Source organism: Coprococcus sp. RTP21428st1_C9_RTP21428_210409 (assembly GCF_040227395.1).
GTDB classification, from domain to species: Bacteria; Bacillota; Clostridia; order Lachnospirales; family Lachnospiraceae; genus Coprococcus; species Coprococcus aceti.
Window position 1 is genome coordinate 53,772 of record NZ_JBEHVV010000001.1, and the last position, 23,686, is coordinate 77,457.

Consider the following 23,686-nt stretch of genomic DNA (forward strand, 5'->3'; position numbering starts at 1 on the left):
GTGTTGTTTTGCGAAAATTAGAAATGAAATATTTTAACACATACTATTTTTGTTCAATAATTCAATATATTATTGAGGACTCTAGCTTGGATTATGCTAGAACATTGGCAGAATTTACAGATCCGTTAAGTGAATGTGAAAGAGAAGATTTTTCTAAAGAATCGTATCTTCATAGCTTTGTAGATTTTGCTGTGGAAAGAATTCTTTTCGAACAAAATAAGTATATGGCGTTAGATGTTGAAAGTGCTATTGATGCAGATAGATTTGAAAATGTAATTGGTAAAAAACATGAAGTATTCTATAGATATGGATACAAATACACTACATTCGAATTGGCGATTATGCATTATCAAGGATGCATTGAAAAAATGGAAGATTGGATTGCAAAAAATATAACTCCAGATGAGTTTGAAGCTTTGGATGTTGCCACACAATATACTAATTATCTTGAGGACAATTATTATGATGTGATTGATTGTATTAAGAACGAAGTAGTCTATTTGCTGTTTCAGAACAGAGAGTTTTTGATGCATTTTAATATATTTATGTCAGATGTGCTCCTAGGGAAGTCAGATAGAAAAAATGTTCCACTATGGGTAAAACGTGCAGTCAAATATAGAGACCGTTGCAAATGTGTTATGTGTCAAAAGGATCTATCCGGAATCATGGATATTGAGGAACAATATGAGAATCAATACGATCATATTGTTCCTTTAGAAGATGGTGGACTCAATGATGTATCAAATATGCAATTGATGTGTAGTAAATGTAATAAAGAAAAGGGAATAAACATTTATACAAATAATATATATCATTTTTATTATGATAATTAATGAGAAAGAAGGTGTCATAGGATGGAGCAGAAAGAATTACAGGTAACATTTGATATAAATACAATAGATCACTTGGGGGTAAAACTATATTCAACGATTCCACCAATGATTGCAGAGTTGGTATCAAATGCTTGGGATGCTGATGCAAATAATGTTTATATAAACTTTAAAAATGAAGGTGAGAAGACTATTACTGTTTCTGATGACGGCATTGGAATGACATTTTCTGAATTAAATGATTATTTTTTGAAAATTGGAAGAAATCGTAGAGTTGAAATGCATAAAGATGAAACTGATGGTGGAAGAAAAGTGTTAGGTAAAAAGGGGCTTGGAAAGCTGTCAATGTTTGGAATAGGTAAAAAAATTACGATTTCAACTGTTAAGTCTGGCATCAAGAATACTTTTGTAATGGACTATGAGCAGTTAAAAGATTGTGAGGGAAATGTATATAAGCCTACAGTTATTGATTATTGTATTAAAACTGACGAAAAAAATGGAACCTCTTTTTTTATTGAGCATTTATCAAGAAAGTCGGATTTTGATATTGAAAGACTACATAGAAATTTGCAAACTAGATTCCATATTTATTCAGATAAATTTGTTGTACATATAAATGATGATGAAAAATATGAAATTAATTCAAATGATATCCCGGAGGATAAATGTCAGTTTATATGGAAATTTCCAGAAGATTTTGAAAAAGATTTTGATACGGAAACTTATAAATTCAAAGATTTATTCGAATTTGGCAAAGTTAAAGGAGTACAAGGAAAGATATATACATCACAAACACCATTGAATAAGGATGTTCAAGGAATAGTATTATTTTCAAGAGGAAAACTTGTTCAGGAACATAGTTCATTTGATGATAGAGCAAACGATAATTTTTTTCAATATATGTCAGGAAGTTTTGATGTGGATTTTATAGACAATAGTTTTGACGTTGATAATTGTTCTACAGATAGAAAATCTCTTGCGTGGGATATAGATGAGAATGAGGAGTTATTTAAATTACAAGAACTTATAAAGAAACTTGTGTCTATAGCTCAAAAGAAGTGGAGGGAGCAAAGAAAAGCGGAAAAGAAAAGGAAAGTATCTTCTCATGGTTATGATGTAGACGAATGGATAAAAGCTCTCAATCCAGCAGAAAGACCTTTAGCACAGAAGTTAACAAATGCAATTATTGAAAATGATGATATTGCTGAGGATATAGCAGCAGATTATATTGGATGTATTAAAGATATGTATAGCTTTGAGGGATTTAAACAATTTACTGCAGAGTTAGATGAATTACAAGAATTAGATAATGAGCATGCTATAAAATTACTTACAGACTGGAACACTATTGAAGCGAAAGAATATGCCAAGATTGCTATAGGTAGAGTAAAGACTATTGAACAATTTGAAAAATTTATACAGACTAATGCATCTGAGAGAGATGTTATCCAAAAATTTCTAGAAGAATTTCCATGGCTGTTAGATGCAAAGATGTCAAAGTTTGAAAGAGAAATTACCTATACAAAGTTATTGAAACAAAAATTTAATGATGAATCTATATTACCAGAAAGTAATAGAAGATTGGATTTTTTGTGTACAAATAGTGCAGGTGTTATTCATGTTATAGAATTAAAAAGACCAAGGATAAAATTGACAATGAAAGAGATACAACAAATTTGCGAGTATGTAGAGTTTATAGAAACACAGTTTCCGCAAACACAGGGAAATGTGAAGGGATTTTTGATATCTGATAATATGACATATGAACCAGGAGCAAATAAGTATAGAAAAGGATTAGAAAAAGAGGGTATTTTTATTAAATCATATTCGGATTTGCTTGCAGAAGCAAGAAGATATAATGATGATTTATATAAAATGTATGAAGACATAAGCATGAAAAAGAATAATAAATCTGATAAATAAGGATATATAATGTAGTTAAAGAATAAGTTTATCACTTTGAATGAGCTTGTGAATTTAATTGATAGTAAACATAAAACAATAAATGATAGAATCTGTTTTTGAATACGAAAAAGCTTAATTATATATTGAGATAGTTTTATCAATCATAAAATAAAGAAGGAGTGAATTCATGGACATAAAGCTGCTAATTGGTGAAACCACAGATTATGACAAAAAGCTTGCTCTTGAAGAGAAGAAACCTAAAAGTTGGTGCAAGAGCATCAGTGCGTTTGCTAATTGTTTTGGTGGCAAGTTGATATTTGGTGTATCTAACAATAGTGAATTAGTGGGACTTGCTGATGCAGAAAGTGATGCGGAGAAAATTAGTGAAGCAATAAAAATACATTTGAATCCAATACCAGAGTTTAAGCTTTCGTTTGAAAAAGATGGGGACAAGACTTTTGTTATTGTAGAAGTTATGAAAGGGCAGCAGACACCATACTATTATGAGGGAGACGGGCAACTTGTCGCATTTATGCGTATAGGAAATGAAAGTGTTCCAGCGACTCCTTCACAACTAAGAGAACTGGTTCTTCGTGGTAGCGGTGAAAGCTATGATAGCCTGAAATCAAGCTATGATTTTGACAATATGTCATTTACAAAATTGAAATCAGTATATAAGCAGAGAACAGGAAATACATTTGAAGATACAGATTATGAATCATTTGGATTGATTGATGAAAAAGGGAATCTGACGAATGCTGGAGCACTTCTGGCAGATGAATCACCTGTGCGTCATTCCAGATTGTTTTGCACTAGATGGAATGGACTTACTAAGGCATCTGGAATTGTAGATGCACTTGATGATAAGGAATATACTGGCAGTCTTGTCACATTGTTGCAGGCGGGAACTGATTTTGTGAGAAATAACTCTAAGAAGGCATGGCGTAAGGTTGGGGACGGCAGAATTGAAATGCCGGATTATCCGGATCGGGCAGTGCTTGAAGGTGTAGTAAATGCATTAATTCATAGAAACTATATGGAGATAGGCAGTGAAGTCCATATAGATATGTTCGATGATAGAATTGAAATATATTCGCCTGGTGGAATGGTAAGTGGGATTTCTCTAGAAGGAAAAGATCTATTGAAAATTCCATCAAAGCGAAGAAATCCGATATTAGCTGATATATTCAGCCGCTTGAAATACATGGAGCGTAGAGGTAGTGGTTTCAAGAAAATATTGGCAGATTATGAGGGACAAGTCGAATTTGATGAGTCTAGGATGCCAGTCTTTGATGCGGATAATGATGATTTTACATTGACTTTGTATAATCTGAATTATGGACATGATTATGTGATGAATGTTAATGATACTCAGGGAGGCATTCAAGATGGCATTCAAGATGGCACTCAAGATGGCACTCAAGGTGGCACTCAAGGTGGCACTCAAGACAAATTGCAGAAACAAATCTTTGACATGATAGAAGAAAATCCTCAAATTTCCACATCAGAAATTGCAACAAGGTTAGGTGTTGGTGTAAGGACTGTGAAGAGAAGAATAAAACAAATGACGAATATTGTATATGTCGGAAGTGGATATAGCGGTCACTGGGAGATTAAAGGGGAGTAAGTAGGCATATTTTATGGACAGGAATCCAATGTGATAATAGTTCAGAGAAGTTATAGCAAAATTAAAAAGGAGAATGAAAAATGAAGAGACAATTGTCACAATTGCAGAGACTACTTGTGGCGGGAATATATATTTTTATAATTGTTATGATATATGGATTGCTAAATGGGGGAATAGCGGATATATTGAATCAGTCGGAGGCTGCATCAGTTTGGTTTTTCTCTGGGATCTTATTGATTATAATGGGAATGTACGTAACTGAACCATATTTTTCATCGCCAACAGACACTTTGTCTAATAGTATTTCGTTGATATTGGTTTTACTAGCTATTACAAATCGGCAGGAATTGAATGGTTACATTGAATTACTTGTTTATGCAGTTTGTATGTTTATATTAAGTATTTTTCATATGGTTGTAAAAAATTATAATGAAAAGGCAAAACGGATTAGTTTTTGGTGTTTAAAGCATTTAGGAAGTTCTAAAACTATGTTTTCTGTGGTGTATCTTGTCTCGGCATTTTCGTTTTTTAGAGATAATACACCTATGTTATTCGCAGCGATTGCTTTATGGATATGTATGGTACCAATTGGACTTGTAGAAAGCATTATTGCCAAATTTAGTCAGTTGATGGGGATAATAAAAGAAAAAGATATTGATTCGTGTATTGGAGTAGCTATAAAAAATTCAGAGTCAAACTTATATACAATTTCAGTTCCTAAAACAGACGAAAAAGAAAAACTTGTATCTTCAAGTAGAAACTCTGTGTATGCGGTAAAGGTAGACTCTGATTCTTATTGTTTGGGAATAGAAATACAAAGAAAGAACCTTATTGATTCAACTTGGATAAGCATAATGTTATTGGATAATGCAGAACTGGAAATTACACTAAATGATTTGGAAGATATAGGAATTAACATTAATTATACGGAAAATTTAGGAACTGCACATGTTTTGAATAATGGAAAAATAAAACAATCAATTCTTGAACAGTTGAAATTATCAACTATTTTTATGGAACGTGATGATTTTATTGGATTTGTTCTTCCTGAATCGAATGTTAGTACTATCAGGTTTAATACATGCAAAATAGATGAAACGCGATTAACAGAAGGAACAATAGTTAAAACACATATTGCAGGAAGTGAAGTTCTTTACCAAGTAATTAATGGCATTACAAAGATAGCTAGTAACAGTGCGGATAGCGAGTATGGATATATATGTGCAGTAGCAAGAAAATTAGGGCATTATGATGCCGGACATCATGAGATAAAACATGTTAATTGGACACCGAAAGTTTATGAGCCTGTATACCTGTGCAAAGTAAATCGAGATATTGATTTGCAAGAAATAGCAATAACTTCTATTGGTCGGTTACCGGGATCTGATATGAGTATACCTATAAAGAATATTAATGCTCTTGTAACTCATAATACGGCAGTATTAGGAATATTAGGAGTTGGAAAATCATGTTTAACGTTCGAGTTGATTAAAAAAATTGTTGCCGCTGGAATAAAAGTTATATGTTTAGATATTACAAATCAATATGCAAGTGATAATGGTTTGTACAAATATATTCCTGAAGCACAAATAGTAAGTGATTTGCTGCAGGAGAAAATAGATGAACTTGAGTCACAATCAATGCGTACAGGTACAAGTGATTCAAAATCTTCGTGGGGAAATGTTGAGAATTTTAAAAAGCTGATGGAATCGGCAGTGTCTGGATTTATGGATGCTAATAACAAATCTGTGATGGTACTTAATCCTGAAAAATATATTGTTAGACAAGCTGCAACTGATTTTAGAATTACAGAGCTGAAGGATGTCTCTTTGGTTGAAAAGGTTCAAATTATTTCTGAAATAGTTCTTAAAAAGTGTATGGATTTAGGGCAAATAGATAAGGCGAGATGTTGTGTTGTTTATGAAGAAGCGCATTCATTGACTCCGGAGTTTAATTCAGTTGTAGTAAAAGATGATAATTCTCATGCGAATGGCACTGCAAAAGTTATTTTACAAGGTAGAAAGTACGGACTTGGTTGCATTATAGTTACGCAGCGTACGGCAAATGTAACAAAGAGTATATTGAACCAATGCAATACAATTTTTGCATTAAGAGTATTTGATGATACAGGAAAATCTTTCTTGGAAAATTATATTGGTAAGGATTATTCGGATACCTTGCCGACATTGGAAGAAAGACACGCAATTGCTATTGGAAAAGGTATCGGGCTAAAACAACCAGTGATTTTACAGCTTAATGATATGAAGTATTTACAAACGAATGACGGAGAGAAAATAGTTGAGAAAAACGAATGTGTGGATGTAGAAACAGAAGAAATTACCCCCAATCTATAGGATTTTTAATATTACAAAAAATTAAAGCCTCGTTAAAAGAGTGATATTGCTTTCAATGAGATTTAAGATTTGGAGAGAATACATAATATGGCAAAAATGCGATAAAATCGGAATTTATGGCTGATTCGTATGAGTACAATTTCAAATCGGTCTTATTTTTGACACTGTTTGTTGAGGCTAACATGAGACTGAGGAGGTTCAAAATCATGGACATAAGCAGAAAGGATTGGAAATTATTTTGAGAAAGATTATCAGGCTGGCAGGAAAATTATATGGAAGGTCTTGTTAAAGAGTATGCAAATTTTCTGAATGATGATAAAAAGCCTGCATCAGAGAAATTCTGGGAACTTGAAAAACGGATAAAAGAAGATAAGCGTCATCCGGGTGTTATCATGGAGATGAGTAAATCAGAGGCAATATGGGATATTGTTCGTTTCATTAGACTGAATGTAATTACATATGATGATTTATCAGACTTTAGTGATGAAATACAGCTGGAAGTGAAAAGAATACTATACGTGAGATGAGCAGGTGATGGATCGGTTAGGATTATTCCTAAGAAAAAGCCTGTAAAGGTAATTGATTTTGCTCAGTACATAGAAAACAATCGTGGTACTAACGATTAGTACCACAAAACTTTTTCTTGCAGAAATATTGCTTGGAGATTATTATTTCCATAGGTGGACAAGCAAACCGACAGAAATATATGAAACGAAAAATAACGTGTGGAAAAGATGCAAAATATCAATACAAAACAGTATAGATAACCGTATTGAAATAACCAAAATCAAACTAGATTCTGCGAGTTTGAATAACGGACAGAAATGCCGAAAGCCTGTATTTATGCGGACTTCCGGCATTTGTTTTATCAAATGGCTCTGGTTTGGCTCTATTTGCGGGCGGGACAAGGGGCGCGAAAGCACTGATGGAGAAATAAAGGCATAATGGTAAGGAAAAAGTGATATATGCATCTTGAAAGTACAGGAATACTGAAAATTATAAGTTCAGCTGGAACAAAAAGTATGTTATGTACTGGAGAATTCCGGGAATCTGTGGGGAGTAATTGCGGGAAAAAAGGGAAAAGCGTATAATGCAAGAAAATAATGTTTTCACAGTGTAAAATAGAGGAGAGAACTATCATGCAGAAAATACTGATTGTAGAAGATGATACAAATATCAATAATCTGCTTCAGGAAGCATTATCCAAAGCAGGCTATTCCTGTGAGCAGGCGTTTTCCGGAACTGAGGCAAAGCTGCTTTTGAATATGCAGGAGCATAGCTATGCACTGGTGTTGCTGGATTTGATGTTGCCGGGAATTACAGGAGAAGCAGTTCTGGAGGAAATACGGAAAAAGGGAAATCTTCCGGTTATTGTTTTGACTGCGAAAGATGGCTTGGATGAAAAGGTAAAGGTTTTAACTAGTGGGGCTGATGATTATATAACGAAACCTTTCGAAATCAGAGAGGTACTGGCAAGAATTCAGGTACAGCTTCGTCATACAGAAGAAAAGGAAATAAAAGAATCTAATCTTTCGTTCAGAGAGATGGTATTGAACAAAGCTACTTTTCAGGTCAGCATTGGTGGAAAAATACTTCCTAAGATAACAAGACAGGAGTTTGCGATTTTAGAATTACTGCTCAGAAATCCGAAGCAGGTTTTCAGTAAAGAGGACATTTTTGAATATGCGTGGGACGAACCATATATGGGTGAAACAAAAACTCTGGATGTACATATAAGCAATATTCGTAAAAAGATAAAAACAGTTACATCTGAGGAATATATTGAAACAGTCTGGGGAATCGGTTATCGTCTTCATCTATAATCTTTACTCTTTTTTTACTATTTATTTGCGTTTGATTAGGATTATTCCTTTATGATAAATGCAGATAAGAAAAAGGAGATGAAAAACTTGAGCGAAATGTTATTGGAAACAAGAAATTTGACTAAGCAATATGGACACCATAAAGCTGTGGACAGTGTCAATATGCATATTAAAAAAGGTGCTATTTATGGTTTTATCGGTCGGAATGGAGCTGGGAAGACAACTTGTCTGAAGATGATCAGTGGACTTTCCAAGCCAACTTGTGGAGAAATCGAGATGTTCGGATACAAGGGAAAGGATTTGCAAAAAGTTCGATCACGGATAGGATGTCTGATTGAGGCACCGGGACTTTATGGAAATATGACTGCATATGAAAATCTGAATATCAAATGCAAGCTGTTTGGAATAAAGAAAAAAAGTTATATTGAAGAAATATTGAGAATTGTCGGTCTGGAGGATGTGGGAAAGAAAAAAACAAAACATTTTTCACTTGGAATGAAACAGCGTTTGGGAATTGGTCTTGCTTTGGTTGGAGAACCAGATTTATTAGTTCTTGATGAGCCAATCAATGGATTGGATCCACAGGGTATTGCAGAGATCCGGGATACGATTCAGAGACTTCAGAAAGAGAAGAATATGACAATATGCATTTCCAGTCATATTCTTGAGGAATTATCGAAGATTGCTACTGATTATGGAATTATTCATAATGGAAGTTTATTACAGGAAATTACAAGAGAAGAATTAATAAGAAGATGCAGTGAACGGATAGAGTTGACATTGGATCATCCGAAACAGGCGATTCCGGTGCTGGATTCTATGGGATTTACCAACTATCAGGTAACAGATAAAGAGCATATTCATATTTTTGAACGATTGAATGAAAGTGCAGCGTTGAATATGGAACTTGCAAAGTCAGGAATTCCGGTAAAAGGGATTTCCATAACCAGTGAAGAACTGGAAACTTATTTTCTGAATCTGACGGGAGGTGCGGATCATGCTTAATATAATAAAAATGAATTTATACTGGATGCTTAAAACCAAAAGTATGTATGTAATCTGGATCGTACTGGCAGCAATATTATTGATTACAACATCTTTATGCAAGACAGATTATGAGCTTTTGACTGAAAAGGATGCCATGAAACAGGAGCAGGTTACTGAACCTACTGTGGATAATATTAATGTGGGAATGATGGTAACGCTGCCTACGGAGCCGGGAGAAAAGGTGACGGTATATGATATCTTTTTTGCCAATTCCCAAGGAAAATTGTATGCACTGCTTTTGGTGATTTTTACTGTTCTGTTTTCAACAGCGGATATCAGTAGCGGATATATTAAGAATATAGGAGGTCAGGTTAGAAATAGAGGAACTCTGATTTTTTCCAGAGCAATTGCCTTGGCTGTCTTTACGGTACTGACAATGGCAGGTGCATTCTTATTTCAGGCAGCGGCGAATGGTATTGTTTTCGGGGAATTGGAATGGGGAAATACAAAGGCAATTTTATCTTATTTTGTGACTGAACTGGCTCTTCATTATGCACTTGTGCTGATTTGTATGGCGATTGCAATTATTTTGAAAAATAATGTAATCAGCATGGTCATTGCTGTCTGTCTTAGCATGAATGTAATGACCATTGTGTATGGGGTGATCAATAGTGCCATTCAAAAAATAGGAATTCAGAATTTCCAGATTTATAAGTATACGATAACAGGAAAATTATCACTGCTTCCTATGAATCCGAGTGGAAATGAGTGTTTGGCGGCATTTGGTGTGGCAATAGTGTTCATCGTTATGATGATATCAGTAAGCAGCGTTGTTTTTCAAAAGAGGGATATTTAACGGATGTATATCGTAATTGGGATATTAGCAGGAATTATTATCTTACAATTTATTATTATGTGGAAATACCAGCGGCAGGTGAAAGACATCTGCCGCCAATTGGCGTTTATGATGAAACATGACAGTAACATGTTGATTAACCATGAATTTGATGTGGGTGGAATAGGAAAGCTTTCTGACAAGTTGAATGAGCTTCTGGAACTGCGAAGAAAAGAGAAGCAGCATTATCAGGAGAAAGAAGCTCTGATTGCGGACACTTATACAAATCTTTCTCATGATATCCGCACACCACTGACATCTTTGGACGGATATTTCCAGCTAATGGAAGAATGTGAAAATATAGAGGATCAGAAACGTTATTTAAGCATTATCCACGAAAGAATTCATAGTCTGAATGAAATGTTGGAAGAACTTTTTATGTTTACAAAGTTAAAAAACGAATCTTACAGTTTGGAATTGACATTGTGCTGTATGAACCGGATTTTGAAAGAAACAGTTTTTTCATACTATGATGAATGGGTAAGAATGGAAATTCAGCCGGATATTCAGATTACGGAAGAACAGTTGTATATACATGGAAACAGGCAGGGACTCCGCCGTGTTATCCAGAATGTGATAAAAAATGGGCTGGATCATGGAGAAAAGAAGATTAGCATTGTGTTGGAACGTGATCAAAATCAGGCGGTGCTTAGAATCAGCAATCAGGTTACACATCCAGAACAGATTAATATAGATCAGGTATTTGAGCGATTTTATAAAGCAGATGTTGCCAGAAGTAAAACATCTACTGGATTGGGACTATCTATTGCAAAGGAGTTGGTTAGTCGGATGGATGGAGAGATTGAAGCAAAAATAGAAAAAAAAGAGTTTATTGTTGAAATGAACTTTCCGATTGCAACCGATGCTAAATAGTATTTTGCGACGTAGAGGTGGCGCCGATGACGGCTTATGAGATCATTTCGATTTTCATTGGGATATTAGCATTGTTGATGTCCTTTGGTAGCTTGATTGTAGCGTTGCTTGCCTTTCTCGATAAAGAGAAAAGCTCTTCGAGGAAGAGCAGACGAAAATAAAAATGCCTATCCTGTCTGCCAACAGGATAGGCGGTGTCCTTAAGGACATTCATTAACCTAAACTCGGAGCATCCACCTTTGGAGTGGGTGCTTTCTGTTTAATTAGATATTATCATCTTATGTTTGATAATTCACGAGGTTTCACTAATTTGGATAATTTTTTACGAGTCTGTGAAAGTTTTTCTGTAAATATGATTTTAAGGTCTTCTATGATAAAATATAAAATCATAGGAGGCCTTATTTTATGGCAAGAGAAAAGAAACCGGTACACAAAGTACAAATGACTGAAGGAAAAAGAAATATCATTCGTCAGCTCCTTGAAGAGTATGACATTGAATCCGCGCAGGACATGGAGTCTATCCAGCAGAGAATTGTGGAGAATGGAAAGAAGGGCAAGGCAACATGGCTCTATATTGACGAGTTCCATGTCTTACTTAATTCTGAATACTCTGCGAAGTATTTACAGCAGCTTTGGAAGAAAGTAAGAAAGCAGGGCGGTCTTTGCACAGGTATCACGCAGAATGTCGTGGATCTTCTCCAGAACTATACTGCAACTACAATGCTGGCAAACAGCGAGTTTGTGGCACTTCTTAAACAGGCAAATACTGATAGTTTCAAAATGGCAGAGGTTATTGGAGTGTCAGATGCACAGCTCCGCTTCGTAACAAACAGCCAGTCTGGTATGGGACTGTTAAAGTGTGGTAATGTGGTTATTCCGTTTGATAATCAGATTGGAAAGGATACGAGCCTTTATAAGCTGTATAATACCAACATCCATGAGAAGATTGTGGAACAGAGGGCTAAAAAAATAGCTGTGAAATAAGCAACTGGTTTTCTTAATGAAGTACTATGTATTTTATGGTACAATATCGTCTGTGAGGTAAACTGTACTTTACAGACGATATTCACATTATTAGAAATAAATATTTATGGTGAGAGAAAAATGAAAACATATAGCGAAATATTTGATATGAATAGGTATCCAAAATTTGACGAAAAACATCGACCAAAGGATACAGCCCCCTGTGTTTGTTTATCAGGAAAGATGTACAAAGAATGTTGTAAAGATGAGATTGAAGAAAGTAAATGTAACAAAGAAAATAGTGGAATTAATTATGAACTAGAATGTTTATATGGAAGAAAATATTCAAAACTAACTAGTAGAAAAGTTTATAAAAAAGATATTGTAAAAAAGAATTTTTCATATTGTTTAGCATGTAATATTTATGGAAATTGTTCTAAAGATAATATCAGATATTCTCATACTCTTTCTAAAGGAGTTGTTTTGAAAAATTTATGTAATGGAGATAATAATTATGTGAAACAAATAGATGATTATGTAATGATTAATGATACAAATAAGGGTTATGATGAAAGGTTTAATGATGTTGATGTTGATAAAGCAAGTATAACAGTTTCATTTTGTAAAACGCATGATGAATTGTTGTTTGAAGACATTGAAAAGGATGGGTGTAAAGAATACACTCAGACAGAAATTCAAAATCTTGAATATGCATTAAAGGCAATTACGTTTGAAATATATGATATTGCATTTGAAATAGACTATTTGGCTGAATTAGTTAAAGAAAATGTAGATGTTGTATATGATAGTCCGAATTATTCTCGTTATTTTGAAGACTATGAAATTAAATTAAGTTTAATGGAACCATATTTAGAATTAGCTAATAGATTGATTTATGATATTAAGCAGATGAAAGAATCTAGAGTATCTTCAAAGCTAGTAACAAAGTACATTTCATTAAAATATAATAGAGTTGAATATTCATTATCAGAGATTATTGATGGGTGTTTAGTTAATGTAATAAACGCATCTAAACCATATATTATTATTTCGTTTTATCCTGATAAAAAATATGGTGATCAAGAAATATGTGAATTGGTTGAGAATTATTTAAAAAAACCCGAAAGAAAAAATTTAAAACGTATAACAGAACACATTATCTCAAATTCAAAAAATATTTATTTTAATAAAAAGACAATAGAGCATCTTAATAAAAAGGCACTTAGTAATCTCTATTGGGCGCATCGAAATGGAATTGGGGATAATAGGGTTAGTAACAATTTTGGTGATATTATGATGAAGGTGTTCTATAAATAATAATTACTTTAGATATCGAAATTAAGATTTGATATTGAATCAATTGTTTATTTATGGGGGGATAAAGAAAAAGGAGAACAAAATAATGCATATACTTGAATGGAATATAAATCAAGCCACAAACATATCGAATAAAAATTTAATTCCAGGATTTGTTGTTGATGAAGTTATTAAGAATAATCCAGATATATTTATATTTACTGAATTTGCAAAAACAAGAAATTATATAGATGTTGAAAGTAAACTTAAAAAAAATGGGTTTGATTGTGCGGTTACAAATAATGATGCTTGCAAACAAAATGATGTTTTGATTGCATGGAAAGATGATAAATTTGGGATAGATAGAGACAAGATTGAAAAACCTCTAGCAATTGATGATATGCCTGAAGTTTTAATTGTTCCACTAAATTGGATGGGCATAAAATTTATAGTTGCTGGATTAAGAATTAAATTATTTAACAATGATTATTTGAAGAGAAAAAAACAATTAGAAAATGTGATGGATTTAATTGGTAAACAATTTTCTGATTACAAATATTGTATTATTGGTGGTGATTTTAACAATAATAAGTCTGATTATAAAAGTTGTCAGTGGAGAGATAAATGGAGCTTAGGTGTAATAGATTCCATAGCAAAAAATAATAATTGCATTAGAAAGACACCTGATTCTAGCAACGGGTCGAGCATATACCAAAAAAATAATTATATTTTATTTCAAGAAGATTATTTTCTTGTCTCTAAAGGAATTGAAGTAAATGATGTTCATTATTGTAGAAATTTTGCAAAATGTAATTCTGATATATATCTACATGGGGAGGATTTTCAAGTATATAATTCGCAAATAAGAACTGTTACTTGGACAATTCCGTTTGGTTCAGGAGTACCAGATCATGCTATGTTAATAGCGGATTTCGAAATGTTAGAGTGTGAAGAAAACAAGGATGAACCCAAATAACAAGATTAATTATGAATATAGATATGTGTGTAAAATAGCAACAAAAACAATTTACATAAGCCATTTGGACTAACCATCCGGATGGCTATTTTTTTACCCTTTTTGGGGTAATGGATGTAGAAAGAAGGTGAGAAAATTGAAAATCAAAAAGGTCGATGACAAGCCTATGGTGATTCATACCAAGAAGATAGCAAAGCTTCATACACATGAACCAAAGAAAGCTTCCATCAAAGCTTCCAACATTTACACGGTTGACCGCAGTCCGAAGATTAAAGGGTCGAAGATCGCAACTACTGAAAACAAGAAGTTTCGGAGGAGTACGATTCATCCAGTTGATAATGCAAAGAATGGAATGTTCAGGCAGTACCGGGCAGCATTAAAGGAATCCAAACAGTCCATTAAGACAAAGAATTCTTCCATTAAGGTTGCAGGCGCAGCCGGGGCACAGACGGCGTTAAGTCAGATGGAAGGCGGTGAGGAAGTCAGGGATGCGGCAAATATTGCTTATGTTGCAACAAGACCGGTAACGGGAACTGCATCCAGGGGAGCAGAACTTTTCAGACGAAAGGCACTGGCTGAGAAAAGAAAGCGGATTAAAAAAGTGGAAGCCGGAAAGAAGCTTGCCAAGAAAACAGCAAAAGAAACTGCTAAGACCGCTGCAAAGGAGGCACCCAAAGATACTGCCAAGGCAGCTGCAAAGGAAGGTGCAAAAGTAGCAGCAAAAGTTGGAACCACTGTTGCAGGAACAGCAGCCGGAGCAGAGACAGGTCCGTATGCTCCTCTGATTGGTATTGCTGTGGGTAAGGCGGTTGGAGATAAGATTGATAAGATGGATGCCCAGAGAAACAGCAGAAACCGAAAGATCAAGTTCTTTCTTGATAAGATGAAAGCAGAAGGGGAACAACAGGACAGTTTTGCAAAGCTGGTTAAGGACTTGTTTGTCAACAAAATGGCACTATCCATAAAAAAGATTATGGTTGCAGTGGGAGGATTTTTGCTGGTACTTGTGTGAATATTAACCCCCTATTATGGGGTGGGTATAAGGTGTATAGAGTAAAAATATGTGGATAAATAGAACTGGATATACAGTGAAAGGTGGAAAGTGTATATGAGGTCAGAGGAAAAAATAACAAAAGAGGCTGTACTGATTAGATATTATAATGTATTATTTTATTTATTTTTTAGAGCTGGAATAGATGATTTTAAGAGACAATGTCTAGTAAATAGGATCGATGCAGGGGAAAGTGTGAGATTGAAACAAATACAGGAATGGTGTCATTGCCATCAAATTCCATTTAAGACCAAATTTATTTATAGAAAAGATTTCCCACTTAAAGCTAATTTGTGGAACCTATATTCGTATTGCAGATTTAGAATTCAGTTAATCTATATGAAAAGAGCAAATTAAAAATCTAATATGATATTACTTTGGATGTATGTTTATAATTCATAAATGAGGTAATACTGAAAAGAGAAAACATGCTATTTCTAGAATGAAAAAATGTGAATAACATTCACAATGTGCATCATATTCAACCTGATAATGTTGACATCTAAATGAAATTTGATATAATGTAAATGTAACTAAAGTGAATATTACGACCGCAGGCGAAAGGGGAAATAGTATGATAGCTGATTGTATGCCTTTTGAGTATGGACGTAGGGACGGGACGATATTGAGTGAAGAAGAATTTTATTCAGAGCACCAAGATATTGTGATTACTCCGGCACAGAATGAAAGGTTAAAACAAAATTTAGAAAGACAGTGTATTTTGGCTTTAAAGGAATTCGGAAATAGGGACTATATTATATTACAAGGTTTTTGTCGAACATTTATTTATAAGGACGATGAAACACAAGAATTATATTTAAAGCCGTTAGAAATAGATATTAGAGTTTTTTTTCGAAAAATTACGCCAATCTTATTGATATATGATTTGAGAACGGCGGCATAGGTTATTAGGTGAAAATAGATATATGTCAATGGTATTCAAGGTAATCAATTATAAAATAGAATATAGAGAATGACAGTTCATGTAATGATGGACTGTCATTTAGAAGAAAAGGAGGATACTTATGAACGATTTGAGAGATAAAAACTCAATGAATGAACTTTCAATGGTTGATTTATTTGATACAATTGATAATGTTGGTAAAAATAATGACGACAATGATAAAATTATAAGTCAAATTAGAGAACAGGTGATTTGCATATTTAGTTCTAAGTTGAGAAAAAAAAGAGAGAAGCAAAGGAAAGAAGCTATGCTTCATAGATACAAAGCTTATGTAGAAAGCTTACAGACATTATTAAAAGAACAAATGAAGATGATTGATAACCTTCTAGAAGACGATGACAATGATATTGCGGATAAATTTTTAACTTTAAAGAAAGAACTTTTAGAATATAGTACACAAGCATATGAATTGGATTTGCAAGATATGTCAGAAGTATTAAATCGAAAAGAGCAAACCGTGTATCAATATGTAAATTTTTATGACTTGATTGACAATTATAGTTCGGCATCTAAAAGATTTTTTGCAATAAAAGAGGAGGATCAAAATAGTAAAAGGAAATGTTATAATAGGCAAGAAAATGCCTTGATTTTATCAAGATGGAAGACGTATTATTATTTGACGATTTCATTAGAAAAACAAAGAGATTACAATGAAAAATTTATAACATATTATTTAAAGAAAAATTCCCAAGAACAGGACGAAAAGTTTTTACCAAAATTAAGCGATTATTATGCAGCAGATTTTCAAGGTCAATTTTCTAAAAATATATACTGCCAGAGAAAACGATTAAAATTAACTCAAAAGCAATTGCAAGATAAGAGTGGTGTTAATCGTACGATGATTGCGAAAATTGAAAAAGTACAGCAACCAACAACTTTAGATACTGCTATAAAATTATTGTCCTCATTGAACTTGGGGATTACGATATATCCCTTGAGTGAGTATAGTGGAAATTCTTTGAAAGGATAAGAAGAGAGGAAATTAAATGCCTAAATCGATTAGAACTATACGAAATATACTAGTTATATTTATTTTTGTAACTTTAGTAGTACAGTTTTTTCCATATATTTCGTCTGGAATAGCTGATAAAATTAAAGTAACAGATGCACAATTAAGTAATTTTCTGACATCATTGGATATAACTCTTTCAACTTTGTTAGTCTTGTATTCTTTGATGGAACAAAAATTAGCAGAAAAAAGATGTGTATATAATTTTACAGTTGTGGAAAATAGTTTGAGTTTAGAAAAATATAGAAGGTATTCAACTGAGAGAAAAAGCACATTTGCTTATGTGTGTGAAAGAGAAAATGATAATATAGATAGACCATATTATGGAATGGAAGTTGAATTAGAAGAAGATGCTTTAGGTAGTGTAGGGATTCCTTTGTGTATGAAAGTATCCACAAAACTAAATGGGAAAAGTATTGATTTTTTGGATGTAAGAATATATGCCGTAAGACAAGGAAAGGTAGAAACATCAGAAAGGCTGGGAAAAGGGATAAAGATAGAGAAACCCATAGAGGACGGAAAAGAATTTTTAATAAGGATTTTGTTAGAGTGTAATAATCAGATGCAAAATATTTTATCAGAGAGCCGAATCTACTTAAGTTTTAAATTAACCTTAACTGATGACAGAGAGAAAAAATATAATAAGTATATTTTTTTAACTGTACAAAACAATGCGATGGGAGAAAGTAATATTTTATCAATATCATCAAAAAATTCTTGGATATCATACATAGGAAAAATGATAAAACAACATTATCGGTTAACCAAATAATATTAAATTATTTCAATTTGAAGAGAGATAAGAGGACAGACGGATGGTCTGTCCTCTTGCTTGTTGAAGTAGAACTATCATTAAAAAAATATAAAGGATACGTATAATGTAAGATGCTTTGCGGATAATCATTATGAGAATATAACCATGGATGCATCATAGCTGTTTCCGGATGATCTCAGCAGTAAGGTGGCACCATTTGACTCAGCGGATATGAAACCATTTTCCATGGGATATTTGAGCGGGTTCTACGCGGATCTGCCGGATGTGGATTATGGTGTGTACAGGGATAAGATAGCGCAGGTGACAGGTGATATGGCGTATGATGTGATGATGAGTAAGATAAAGCATCATCTATGTACATACGATGCTATCGGTGAACCGGAGGAGCCATTGTCAGAAACGATGGATATAAAGATCACTGGAGCAAAGACTGGGTTGTTTCCGGTGTGGCTTTTGTCGTACAAGAACGGAAAACGTATTGCATATGCGGCGGTAAATGGCAGCACAGGAAAAGTGGCTGCGGACATACCGCTTGATATCGGCAAGTTCCTGCTGGGATGCCTGATAGGAGTGGCTCCATTATACTTTTTGCTGAACTTATTTCTTACGGTGAGACCTGGCGTTCTGCTGGCATTTGTATCTGCGATAGGTGCGCTTGTGACCATGATATATTGCGATGAGATGGAGAAGATAGCGGATGTAGAGACACATGAAAATGATCTGGGATTCTTTGCAAGGCACACACTCAATGCAAAGAAAAGTGGAGGCAGGAAGAAAAAGCTACAAACAAAAAAGCTACAAACAAAAAAGCCGCAAAAAAACATAAAAAGAAAATTAAAAAATAAGATAACTTCATTTGTGAAGTTTTCCTGTTTCATTGAAGTCATACAGCTTATAGCGTTCATGATAGTATTATTATGCCTGAAGTTTGATATAAATCCATTTCTTTTTAACTGGGATATTATGGGAAAGGCCAGTTATGTTGTGGCATGCATCTCGTGTCTGGTTGCCATCTATGGCGCAGTAAAAGGCATAGTAAATGTGAGGAGAGTAAAAAGAAAAAGTGGCGTCATGGGATTATTTATTGCATTTGCCACCATTCTTTCTGTAGCGGTCGTGTTGATAAAACCGGTTATGGACAAGTATTATTATGGATGCGTGCTCCTGGTGTGTGCTGCAACCATTCTGACGCTTATAGATCTGGTGATCAGCCACAACCGGATGTCCACAAGACCACTTCCACAGTTTGAGTACAAGGGAGGTGATCATCGTGCGTAGAGCGGTAATTGCCAGAGTGATGATCACTGTGATGATCATGCTGTCGTTTCTGGTTGTGGGGTCTGATTGTGCAGTACATGTTCACGCATCTGAGAAGGATCAGGATGATTCGTACAGTTACCACCATAAAGTGATAATCAAGGACTATGCAGATGTGTTGACTAAAAGTCAGGAAGAACAACTGATGGAGACTATGCAGGAGACAGCCCGTTATTGTAATGTATTATGCGAGATATCGGAATTTGCATTCCATTCTTCAGCGTACCATGCTGAGTCATCCTACAAAAGGGAATTGGGCACCCTGGATGGTGTTATGTTCCTCATTGATTTGTATAATAGACAGATATACATCTATTCTTATGGCGAACCGTATAAGATCATCACCAAGACAAATGCGTATACGATAACAGACAATGTCTATGAATATGCAAGTGAAGAGAAATATTTTGAGTGCGCAAATGAGGCATTCAAGCAGATAAATATGCTGCTGGTAGGAGAGCAGATAAGCCGTCCCATGAAGCATATCAGCAACATACTCCTTGCAATAATATTTTCTATATTGCTTAATTATCTTCTGCTGAAGAAGACGTCAAAGGTATATGACATGGGGACAAAAAATCTACTTACCGGCACAAAGGTTTCATATAATATGAATCATAAATATGATATGCTCACTGAAACGAGAAGTACAAGATCCGGTTCCGGCGGCCATGGCGGAATTGGTGGAGGCGGCTTTGGAGGCGGAGGCATCGGTGGAGGTGGCGGTGGCCACAGTTTCTAGTCAAAGAGAAGAAAATCTGACAAAATATAAACGATGAAAAATGCTGTGAAGAATTTTCGAAATTCACAGCATTTTATTTTCATAAGGAGGGACCCACGTAAGTGGGAGGATTCCTTGTGAAGTACGCAGACGTCGCGCGAAGCGCCTTACATGCGTCTGCTCCTTTTGTAACGTTTTTCAATTATACTGGTCTTATATGTGAAGGGAGGTAAAAAACTTGGCGTCAGGAAAAGAAAAAAATGGAATAGAAGAAATATACGAAAAGTACTACAAAGACGTATATCGTTTTGTGCTGGCACTGTCTAAGAATCCCCACATAGCCGAAGACATAACACAGGAGACATTTGTTAAAGCGATAAAAGCTGTGGATCGGTTCAAAGGAGACTGTGATATAAAGGTCTGGCTCTGTCAGATAGCCAAGAATACATACTTTACATATGCGGGCAAACAGAACCGGGAGCAGGTGGACGTTGACGCGGTAAATAACCGGTCAGAGTCACAGGCTGCACTTATGGGGGCTGCGGAGTATGATTTCATATCTGAGTCGGTTGAGGATAGCGGCGTATTCAAATTCTATCTCGGGGAGCAGGGGCTGACATCACTTGATATATTTGGAAATGCAAGGTCGTGGATGTCAAGTGAGGCGTATCAGAGCTTTGGAGGATATAGAGAGGGCGCGGCTGTCCCTCAGACAGAACATGAGGATACAGGCAGTTCAGATATATACTATGGCGATGAGGAGCCAAGAGTTATAAATAAGATTGTGTATTGTCACAAGGATGGAACCGTGGTTGCGACTCTCTGGGAGGAGAGCCAGAATCTGCCGATCCTGAACAGTGAAAAATAGAATGTGTATGCCACATAAAACTCACATTACAAATAATTAAAGTAAAAACCACCCTTTTTTGCCATTTAATTGAATGATCCATGATATACTAGCATTGTGCATGACGTTCACGCTGTATTTAAAGGGGTATTGCCCCAGTTATGAAAAGGATAGTAAGCTAAATGGGAAATAAGAAAAAGATGGTGTTCAACGTATTGTTCCTGGTTCTCATATTTGCCGGAACGATATACGGAGTGTTTCACGGCGAGGATATAGGACAGATATCTGATATACTTCAGACGGTGAATCCTTGGTGGCTCATACCGGGAGTGGTATGTGTTGTGGTATTTATATGGGGAGAATCAATTATCATTCATTATATGATGCGAAATCTTGGAGTGAAGGTAGGCAGGGGAACCTGTTTCCTGTTCTCGTCGGTTGGATTCTTCTTTAGCTGTATTACACCATCTGCATCAGGCGGACAGCCTGCGCAGATATATTATATGAAGAAAAAGAAGATACCGATCCCGGTGTCCACACAGGTACTGCTCATAGTGACGATCACGTACAAGCTGGTACTGGTGCTACTTGGACTTGGAATCGCTATATTTGGACAGAAGTTTATACATACTTATATAGATGATGTGCAGTGGGTGTTCTATCTGGGACTTGTGCTGAACGTGGTGTGTGTGGCAGGTATGGTGCTGTTCGCATTCCATCCGTCACTTGCCAAGGCATTTGTTGTGAAGGGCAGCAGACTTCTTGAGAAGATGAGACTCCTGAGACACAAGAAGTCCCGTGAGGAAAAGCTTGCAGCATCGATGGAGAAATACAACCAGACTGCGGATTATATGATGGGACATTTCGGGATGCTGGTGGTAGTGTTCATTATAACAGTTGTGCAAAGATTCTCACTATTTGCAGCGACATGGTTTGTGTACAAGGCATTCGGACTTGCGGGGGCATCTGCAGGACTTATCATACTGATGCAGGGAGCTATAGCTGTTGCGGTCGATATGCTTCCACTTCCAGGTGGTATGGGAATCAGTGAGAAGCTGTTCATGGAGATGTTTTTGCCGATATTTGGAAGCAAATTGTTGCTGCCGGGTATGATACTCAGCAGAGGTCTGGGATATTACACGGAGCTGATAATCAGTGCGGTATTTACGATCGTGGCAAATTTTGTGATTGGGAGAAAGACTGATGAAACCAAGATCAGAGATGAGCATGGAGCTCTATGAGATGATGCTTGACCGGGGATATCCCGAGGAGTTCTGTGATCTCATATCAAAGAATCTGAATACGGATTTTACGGCGGGCAGGATGATGGGCTATCTGTCGCATTATCAGGAGCTGCCTCTTGAGGAGATTGTGGATGAGATGTTGTCCATTCTCGCAGACCGGAACCGTATCATGCAGAAGAAGCAGCTTGAGAGCAACAATGCCGAGTGGAACCGTTTTCTGGAGGAAGGCTTCGGACTGGATGAAGATGATGAATAATCTTTATAATAGTTGAGTTACTTAACTGGTAAAATCTGTCGTTATATGGTACAAATATTTATAGAAAAGTATATGGAAAAAGGATTGATATAATGACGGAAAATGAAGCTAATCAGAGCGCTGAGGAACAGGAGAAAAAGGTACAGAGTGAGATAGAAGAGACCCTGGCCGGGGCCGGTATTGGTATGTGGACCATGGTGCTCATGAACGACGGCAGATCCATGCTGTATGCGAACAAGAAGATGAACGCTCTTCTTGGAACGACTGATGATCTGTCGCCTGAAGATAGATATGTAAAGTGGATAGCAGGCATTACTGAGGAGTCACAGCAGGCCACCGCTGAATACATGGAGACCATAAGACGCGACGGCAAGGCTGAGGTTATATATACCTGGATGCATCCAACCAGAGGACTGTTGCACATAAGATGTGGCGGTGTTCGGGACAGGAGTTTTACCGATGGCATCAAAGTCAGAGGCTACCATCAGGATATAACCGCTGTGCGCAATGCGGAACAGGCTCACAAGGAGGAACTCCGGGAGCAGGATTCGGTTATCGAGGCTGTTAGCAGCATATATTTTATTGTGTGGATATTCAATCTTCAGACCGGTAAGGTGCGGGTTATCAAGGAAGGTGATACCTTCAGAAAGCCGGCACAGAATGCGGATTACGAAGCAGGAAAGACAATAGAAAATGTGATAAATGACTGTGTGGTTGAAGAGGATCGTGAGCAGATGCGCAGATTCTACAATCTGGACAGGCTGGCGGAGAAACTCAGGACGGAGAAGAGCGTCAGTAAGGATTTCCGGGACACTTTATATGGCTGGTGCCGTATAACGGCGATTCCAGTCAGGACGGATGAGGAGAGTGAACTCACCCGTATACTCATAGGTGTTCAGGAGATCGACGAGGAGAAGAAGGAGGAGATCCGTGCCCAGAAGCTGCTTGCCGAAGCTTACGAAGAGGCCAAGCG

General features: G+C 35.8%; 20 protein-coding genes and 2 pseudogenes. All 22 read left to right on the top strand.

The window, feature by feature from the left end; translation table 11 throughout:
* Positions 1-86 precede the first annotated feature (86 nt).
* Positions 87-833, top strand: a complete 747-nt coding sequence (locus ABUA34_RS00200) for an HNH endonuclease (RefSeq protein ID WP_172674891.1) — start codon at positions 87-89, stop codon at positions 831-833.
* Between the two features lie 21 nt (positions 834-854).
* Entirely contained in the window at positions 855-2,753 is a 1,899-nt protein-coding gene (locus ABUA34_RS00205) for an ATP-binding protein (protein ID WP_055147230.1), read from the top strand.
* A gap of 169 nt (positions 2,754-2,922) precedes the next feature.
* Positions 2,923-4,362: an ATP-binding protein gene (locus ABUA34_RS00210; RefSeq protein WP_055147233.1), complete on the top strand. Its 1,440-nt coding sequence runs from the start codon at positions 2,923-2,925 to the stop codon at positions 4,360-4,362.
* Between the two features lie 80 nt (positions 4,363-4,442).
* Positions 4,443-6,716, top strand: a complete 2,274-nt coding sequence (locus ABUA34_RS00215; protein ID WP_055147236.1) for an ATP-binding protein — start codon at positions 4,443-4,445, stop codon at positions 6,714-6,716.
* A 206-nt stretch (positions 6,717-6,922) separates the two neighbouring features.
* Positions 6,923-7,243: pseudogene (locus ABUA34_RS00220) on the top strand (hypothetical protein).
* A 612-nt stretch (positions 7,244-7,855) separates the two neighbouring features.
* Positions 7,856-8,539: a response regulator transcription factor gene (locus ABUA34_RS00225; RefSeq protein ID WP_192934986.1), complete on the top strand. Its 684-nt coding sequence runs from the start codon at positions 7,856-7,858 to the stop codon at positions 8,537-8,539.
* A 51-nt stretch (positions 8,540-8,590) separates the two neighbouring features.
* Positions 8,591-9,544 carry an ABC transporter ATP-binding protein gene (locus ABUA34_RS00230; protein ID WP_161172129.1) on the top strand — a complete coding sequence of 318 codons (954 nt, stop codon included), beginning with the start codon at positions 8,591-8,593 and terminating at the stop codon, positions 9,542-9,544.
* Positions 9,537-10,382: a DUF2705 family protein gene (locus tag ABUA34_RS00235; RefSeq protein WP_161172130.1), complete on the top strand. Its 846-nt coding sequence runs from the start codon at positions 9,537-9,539 to the stop codon at positions 10,380-10,382. Before ABUA34_RS00230 ends, ABUA34_RS00235 begins: the two co-directional genes overlap by 8 nt.
* Before the next feature lie 3 nt (positions 10,383-10,385).
* Positions 10,386-11,294: a sensor histidine kinase gene (locus tag ABUA34_RS00240; protein WP_055224327.1), complete on the top strand. Its 909-nt coding sequence runs from the start codon at positions 10,386-10,388 to the stop codon at positions 11,292-11,294.
* A 510-nt stretch (positions 11,295-11,804) separates the two neighbouring features.
* Positions 11,805-12,278, top strand: a pseudogene (locus ABUA34_RS00245) (TraG/VirB4 family ATPase); the annotation flags it as partial.
* Positions 12,279-12,398: 120 nt separating this feature from the next.
* Complete coding sequence (locus ABUA34_RS00250; RefSeq protein ID WP_349822648.1) at positions 12,399-13,574, top strand: hypothetical protein; 1,176 nt, start codon at positions 12,399-12,401, stop codon at positions 13,572-13,574.
* Positions 13,575-13,659: 85 nt separating this feature from the next.
* The gene (locus ABUA34_RS00255) at positions 13,660-14,529 is read left to right on the top strand and encodes an endonuclease/exonuclease/phosphatase family protein (protein WP_349822649.1); all 870 of its coding nucleotides are present in this window, start codon (positions 13,660-13,662) and stop codon (positions 14,527-14,529) included.
* A 127-nt stretch (positions 14,530-14,656) separates the two neighbouring features.
* A complete protein-coding gene (locus ABUA34_RS00260; protein WP_349822650.1) occupies positions 14,657-15,541 on the top strand; it encodes a hypothetical protein in 885 nt (294 codons plus the stop codon).
* Between the two features lie 613 nt (positions 15,542-16,154).
* Positions 16,155-16,484 carry a hypothetical protein gene (locus ABUA34_RS00265; RefSeq protein ID WP_349822651.1) on the top strand — a complete coding sequence of 110 codons (330 nt, stop codon included), beginning with the start codon at positions 16,155-16,157 and terminating at the stop codon, positions 16,482-16,484.
* A 121-nt stretch (positions 16,485-16,605) separates the two neighbouring features.
* Complete coding sequence (locus ABUA34_RS00270) at positions 16,606-17,514, top strand: helix-turn-helix domain-containing protein (protein WP_349822652.1); 909 nt, start codon at positions 16,606-16,608, stop codon at positions 17,512-17,514.
* Between the two features lie 16 nt (positions 17,515-17,530).
* Positions 17,531-18,325: a hypothetical protein gene (locus ABUA34_RS00275; protein ID WP_349822653.1), complete on the top strand. Its 795-nt coding sequence runs from the start codon at positions 17,531-17,533 to the stop codon at positions 18,323-18,325.
* Positions 18,326-18,514: 189 nt separating this feature from the next.
* Complete coding sequence (locus ABUA34_RS00280) at positions 18,515-19,606, top strand: hypothetical protein (RefSeq protein WP_349822654.1); 1,092 nt, start codon at positions 18,515-18,517, stop codon at positions 19,604-19,606.
* Positions 19,599-20,387, top strand: a complete 789-nt coding sequence (locus tag ABUA34_RS00285; protein ID WP_055147278.1) for a TPM domain-containing protein — start codon at positions 19,599-19,601, stop codon at positions 20,385-20,387. The genes ABUA34_RS00280 and ABUA34_RS00285 overlap by 8 nt, the downstream gene beginning before the upstream one ends.
* A gap of 217 nt (positions 20,388-20,604) precedes the next feature.
* Positions 20,605-21,234, top strand: a complete 630-nt coding sequence (locus ABUA34_RS00290) for an RNA polymerase sigma factor (RefSeq protein WP_349822655.1) — start codon at positions 20,605-20,607, stop codon at positions 21,232-21,234.
* Between the two features lie 161 nt (positions 21,235-21,395).
* Complete coding sequence (locus ABUA34_RS00295; RefSeq protein WP_349822656.1) at positions 21,396-22,454, top strand: lysylphosphatidylglycerol synthase transmembrane domain-containing protein; 1,059 nt, start codon at positions 21,396-21,398, stop codon at positions 22,452-22,454.
* The gene (locus ABUA34_RS00300; RefSeq protein WP_015533463.1) at positions 22,417-22,713 is read left to right on the top strand and encodes a hypothetical protein; all 297 of its coding nucleotides are present in this window, start codon (positions 22,417-22,419) and stop codon (positions 22,711-22,713) included. The genes ABUA34_RS00295 and ABUA34_RS00300 overlap by 38 nt, the downstream gene beginning before the upstream one ends.
* A 92-nt stretch (positions 22,714-22,805) precedes the next feature.
* Positions 22,806-23,686: hypothetical protein (locus ABUA34_RS00305; protein WP_349822657.1), on the top strand; the 881-nt coding region annotated here is incomplete at its 3' end.

Excerpts from the sequence above, each read along its gene's own strand:
- ABUA34_RS00250 (WP_349822648.1), top strand. The coding sequence starts at position 12,399 with ATGAAAACATATAGCGAAATATTTGATATGAATAGGTATCCAAAATTT.
- ABUA34_RS00230 (WP_161172129.1), top strand. The coding sequence starts at position 8,591 with ATGATAAATGCAGATAAGAAAAAGGAGATGAAAAACTTGAGCGAAATG.
- ABUA34_RS00255 (WP_349822649.1), top strand. The coding sequence starts at position 13,660 with ATGCATATACTTGAATGGAATATAAATCAAGCCACAAACATATCGAAT.
- ABUA34_RS00275 (WP_349822653.1), top strand. The coding sequence starts at position 17,531 with ATGCCTAAATCGATTAGAACTATACGAAATATACTAGTTATATTTATT.
- ABUA34_RS00210 (WP_055147233.1), top strand. The coding sequence starts at position 2,923 with ATGGACATAAAGCTGCTAATTGGTGAAACCACAGATTATGACAAAAAG.
- ABUA34_RS00240 (WP_055224327.1), top strand. The coding sequence starts at position 10,386 with ATGTATATCGTAATTGGGATATTAGCAGGAATTATTATCTTACAATTT.
- ABUA34_RS00215 (WP_055147236.1), top strand. The coding sequence starts at position 4,443 with ATGAAGAGACAATTGTCACAATTGCAGAGACTACTTGTGGCGGGAATA.
- ABUA34_RS00270 (WP_349822652.1), top strand. The coding sequence starts at position 16,606 with ATGAACGATTTGAGAGATAAAAACTCAATGAATGAACTTTCAATGGTT.
- ABUA34_RS00235 (WP_161172130.1), top strand. The coding sequence starts at position 9,537 with ATGCTTAATATAATAAAAATGAATTTATACTGGATGCTTAAAACCAAA.
- ABUA34_RS00265 (WP_349822651.1), top strand. The coding sequence starts at position 16,155 with ATGATAGCTGATTGTATGCCTTTTGAGTATGGACGTAGGGACGGGACG.
- ABUA34_RS00205 (WP_055147230.1), top strand. The coding sequence starts at position 855 with ATGGAGCAGAAAGAATTACAGGTAACATTTGATATAAATACAATAGAT.
- ABUA34_RS00295 (WP_349822656.1), top strand. The coding sequence starts at position 21,396 with ATGGGAAATAAGAAAAAGATGGTGTTCAACGTATTGTTCCTGGTTCTC.
- ABUA34_RS00225 (WP_192934986.1), top strand. The coding sequence starts at position 7,856 with ATGCAGAAAATACTGATTGTAGAAGATGATACAAATATCAATAATCTG.
- ABUA34_RS00300 (WP_015533463.1), top strand. The coding sequence starts at position 22,417 with ATGAAACCAAGATCAGAGATGAGCATGGAGCTCTATGAGATGATGCTT.